5 protein-coding genes are annotated in these 4066 nt (G+C 54.1%); 3 read left to right on the top strand and 2 right to left on the bottom strand.

The window, feature by feature from the left end; genetic code table 11:
* Positions 1 to 203: 203 nt before the first annotated feature.
* The 3 genes from ACVWXZ_RS14170 (at position 204) to ACVWXZ_RS14160 (ending at position 2169) form a co-directional block, all read left to right on the top strand.
* Complete coding sequence (locus ACVWXZ_RS14170) at positions 204 to 794, top strand: hypothetical protein (protein ID WP_457440875.1); 591 nt, start codon at positions 204 to 206, stop codon at positions 792 to 794.
* 352 nt (positions 795 to 1146) lie between these two features.
* Positions 1147 to 1752 carry a precorrin-6Y C5,15-methyltransferase subunit CbiT gene (cbiT, locus tag ACVWXZ_RS14165; RefSeq protein ID WP_414332185.1) on the top strand — a complete coding sequence of 202 codons (606 nt, stop codon included), beginning with the start codon at positions 1147 to 1149 and terminating at the stop codon, positions 1750 to 1752.
* Positions 1753 to 1950: 198 nt separating this feature from the next.
* Positions 1951 to 2169: a hypothetical protein gene (locus ACVWXZ_RS14160; RefSeq protein WP_414332184.1), complete on the top strand. Its 219-nt coding sequence runs from the start codon at positions 1951 to 1953 to the stop codon at positions 2167 to 2169.
* Positions 2170 to 2437: 268 nt separating this feature from the next.
* Here the strand turns inward: ACVWXZ_RS14160 and ubiE are convergent, their stop codons facing one another.
* Positions 2438 to 3205, bottom strand: a complete 768-nt coding sequence (gene ubiE / locus ACVWXZ_RS14155; RefSeq protein WP_457445462.1) for a bifunctional demethylmenaquinone methyltransferase/2-methoxy-6-polyprenyl-1,4-benzoquinol methylase UbiE — start codon at positions 3203 to 3205, stop codon at positions 2438 to 2440.
* Between the two features lie 105 nt (positions 3206 to 3310).
* Positions 3311 to 4066 (bottom strand): RNA-guided endonuclease InsQ/TnpB family protein (locus ACVWXZ_RS14150; RefSeq protein ID WP_457482661.1); only part of this gene is annotated, 756 nt, incomplete at its 5' end.

The raw sequence follows: 4066 nt of genomic DNA, 5'->3' as shown, positions 1-4066 counted from the left end.
TACTATATCCCTCTCAATGACTTTTGCCAAACCGCCTAAAGCTCAGTAAATTCAGCAAAGTTCAGGGTTTTGGGGGTTAGAGGCATGCTCTTCACATTTGGATCCACGAATTTGGCCATGCCACCGTCGCCTGGTGGAGCGGGTATCGGGCTTTGCCTCTGCCCATCGGCTGGACAAGCGTTAGCTCCCAGAGGGATCCCTTTGTGTATTTTGGAATCCTCTTTTTACTGATTCTACTCTTCTGGTCAGCCCGCAAGGAGCGGATTGGGTGGCTGCAGGTGCTGGCCATCTTTCTTGCTCTATTGCAGTTTTACATGACCTGGCTGATGCCCAATCGCACCTGGGAGATGTTGTTTGTCTTTAGCGGCGTTGGAGGAGAATTTTATCTCAGCACCTTTCTGATGGCCAGCTTTTATTTTCCCCTGCCAGATCGCTGGCGATGGGATTTTTGGCGATTTGTCGTGCTGGGGATCGCGAGCAGCAGCCTGTGGAGAAGCTTTTGGGAATGGCACAGCATCAGACTGGGATTGGCCGGGGTTCCCTGGGGAACTTTGTTGGGCGGCCAAGGAGATGCCAGGGGGGATATGAACCGCCTAAACTACGACTTTGGCTGGAGCACCGATCAAATTATCCAAACCTACACTTTTTTAGGGAACCTGTGTGTTTTCGTCGTATTGAGCCTATATGTTCTATTCCTGTTGCGGGCAAATGATGAGATTTGGCTGTATCTGCGAGCAAAGCTTATTCTTTGGATGGATGGTTTGATAGGCTCCAGTTCAAGGAAACGTTCTTAAGATCCTCTTGTACTGAACATTGCCCCAACTACAACTTTTTCCGGCAGCACCAGCTACATCCGGCGCAAAATGAGCTCTTGGGTAAAAGGGTCCCGCTTGTCTCCAGAACTTCCCTAGTGTCCAACTCGATTCCTCAAGGGGGCAGGATCATTTTGGTTTTGGACTGCAGCTTTGCCGGTTGGGAATTGCTCCAACCACTCCGTTGAGCTCAGAGGGCGTTTGTGGTGCCCATCTGGGCAATGATTGGGCGGGAGAAGCGGCACCCCTATCAGGTTGGAGATGGCCTGTTGAGCATTCGCTCTATGCTGAGGGATATGTATAGACAAACTTCCTCTGCAACGGTACTTTACCCATGTCAGCCGCCTTCTCTTGGCCCTACCGCACCCCAGGGATCCCAGACTCTGCCTTTGAACGCATCCCAGGGATCCCGATGAGCCCTCGTGAGGTGCGCGTGTTGGTGCTAAGCCAGTTGCGCCTGGGAGAGAACCACTGCCTGTGGGATATCGGCGCCGGAACCGGCACAATTGCCATTGAAGCGGCTGTTCTATGCCCCAAAGCTCGCGTGATTGCCATCGAGCGAGATGCCGAGGTAGTCAGCCTAATCGAGAGCAATTGCGAGAAATTTGGCCTCACCAACGTGCAGGTGATTCAAGGTACTGCCCCCGATTGTCTGCAACACCTTTCTCCGGCACCGGATCGCATCTGCATTGAGGGAGGCCACCCCCTACGCGAGATCTTGGAAGCCTGCTGGAGCCATCTCAGCCCCAACGGGCGGGTCGTGGCGACGACCAACTCTTTGGATGGGCTCTACGGCCTTTCTGCCGGCCTGGCCGCTGTGCGGGCTCATCATGTGGAGGTGATTCAATCGGCGGTGAACCGCCTGGAACACCGCGGTCGGACTCAAATGCTGTTGGCATTGGATCCCACCTTTGTTTTAAGCGGAGAAAAAATGAGTTAAGTTTTATATGACCTGTTTACATTTTTTGGTAGATCTTTTCCCAAGGTGATGAATAAAAGCAGATTGGTCTGTCTCGAATGTCTTAAACTGGCAAAAAAGATTGGGCCACCACAAACCTTAAGCTATACTGATGTTTCTCGATCCCAAACTCAAATCTGCTTTTATACCAGATTAAGAGAGCTGGGAAACCCAAAAGCTATGGTTCAATTCCAAAACCCCTTTCAGGAATCACGGGAAGTCAGGCTGCGGCAACTGTTGATTCGAGAGCGCTGGCCAGAAATGCTGAAAGGCTGCCGGGCTTGCATCCATTGGGACGACTTCAAGCGACCGGAATGCTGCGGTGACTGCGGCATTGGCGATCGCCGTAGGCAAGCGGTAACCGAAGAAAGCCCACCCAGCAAGTCCCCAGGAATTTAGGGTTTCCCAAGCTTTCCAGAGGGGGATCCCAGCTCCTGTGGTGGTTTGTAGTAATTTTTACCTAGGGAGTTTTACCCAAAAATTGGGTCCCAAGCCCAGTCTTCACATCTGTCTGCAGCCAGAGCAAACCAGCAAGGTGGGGAGGCAACGAGCGCCTCTCGCAGGATCGTTATGTCGTTGCTCCCTAGCCTCTCATCGCGCCAGCGGGACGGAGTCCTTAAACGAGACCCTGTCGATCTAGGCCCCTGGATCCCGCTCTGGGCAAGGGTTATAATCGGGGGGAGTCGCTTCCCTTCGGGGAAGTGGAATTAATGGAAACAATACGAAACTTCTCAATCACCAGTACCCCCATCATGCCCCACGCTAGGGGGTAGAACTTGGCACTGGCAAACCCTGCCTGCAGGGCCATTTGTCGTTGCTCTTCTCCAGAGGGAAAGCGATCTAGGCTGGGATCAATGTAGGCATATTCGGATCCCAGTCCCAAAGTTTTGGCCTGGGCAACCACCTGAGTGTTCAAGTACCAGCGCTGAAATTGTTCGCAAAGAGGGATCCCTGTGGGGCGGTGAAAATCCAAAATGGCGGCACGACGTCCTGGCTTCAGTACTCGCCTAATCTCTCGCAAGGCTTGGGGAATATCGGTTACATTGCGCAAGCCGTAGCCCATGGTAATGGCATCGAAGCTACTGTCGGGAAAAGGTAAGGCCAAGGCATCTCCCAAAACCCACTCCAGGGAGTAGCCAGGGAAGAGCCGGGAGCGACGCCGGGCAATCGCCAGCATGGCGGGAGAGAAATCTAGGCCCACCACATGTCCCCTTCGTCCTACTCGGCGGGCCAACTGCAGAGCCAGATCACCGGTTCCACAGCACAGATCCAGCACATATCCTCCTGAGCTGGCGCCCGACCAACGCACGGCCATACGCTTCCAAACCTGATGGAGGCCCAGGCTCAAGGTTTGGTTGAGGGAGTCATAGTGGGGAGCAATGCGGTCAAAAAGCGCTCGGATTTCCTCAGGCTGTTCAAAGGTTGGGCTAGGCACCTCTTCTCAACTCCACCTCATGTTCCCCGTACAAACTTTGTTGCTCCTGTTGCTCCGCAACGCTACGTGACCGGATCTGTGGTGTAAACTACCCGGCTCCGACCGCTAAGCGGTACGGAGCGGGCTTTCAGTAGCCCTGGGCCTGCTCTGCTCTACCAGAGAACAAAACAAGCCCGGACCTCCAGGCTGGTTTACGGCAGCCCCCAAGAGCGCAATTACGTTTGCACCATTCAAGTCCGCATCTCCTTCCCATCCACAGTGCCCACACTTGAACGACTTACCACTGCGATAGGATTGCGCAGGGTCGGGATGGATGTGCAAACACCGGTGGCAGGTCTGCGACGTGTAAGCAGGCGGCACAAGAACCAGAGAAACCCCTGCAACTCTCGCCTTGTATTCCAGAAACTGGCGTAGCTGGTAGAACGCCCAACTGTTGGCCCTGCGCCGCTCGGCTTTGCTGCGGGGTTGTTGATTGACTCTTTCCCGGATCCCTGTCAGGTCTTCCAGAGCGATAGCGCTGTTGGTAGCTTTTGCCCTAGAGACAATAGCTTTGGAGATGCGATGATTGACCCACGTTTGGAAGCGTCTCTCCTTGCCAGACAGCCGTTGCAACAGTTCTCTGCATCTGCGCCGCGAACTGCGTGTGCCCTTACTGGCTTTACGTTGGAGTGCCGCCCTCAGTCGGGAGTAGTGGTCGCGGACTCTGTTCAGCTGCTGTCCATTCCAGTTGTTCCCCTCTGACGTATGGGCAATATCTGTCCTTCCCAAGTCCACCCCGATCACCTTGTCGGTATCTTGTTGCTTGGGTGGTTTTTTCTCTACGCAAATCTGGATGTAGTAGGAGCCATCCTTCCGCTGGAC

The sequence above is a fragment of the Thermostichus sp. MS-CIW-38 genome, assembly GCF_054058415.1.
This window is presented reverse-complemented; position numbering and strand designations above follow the sequence as displayed.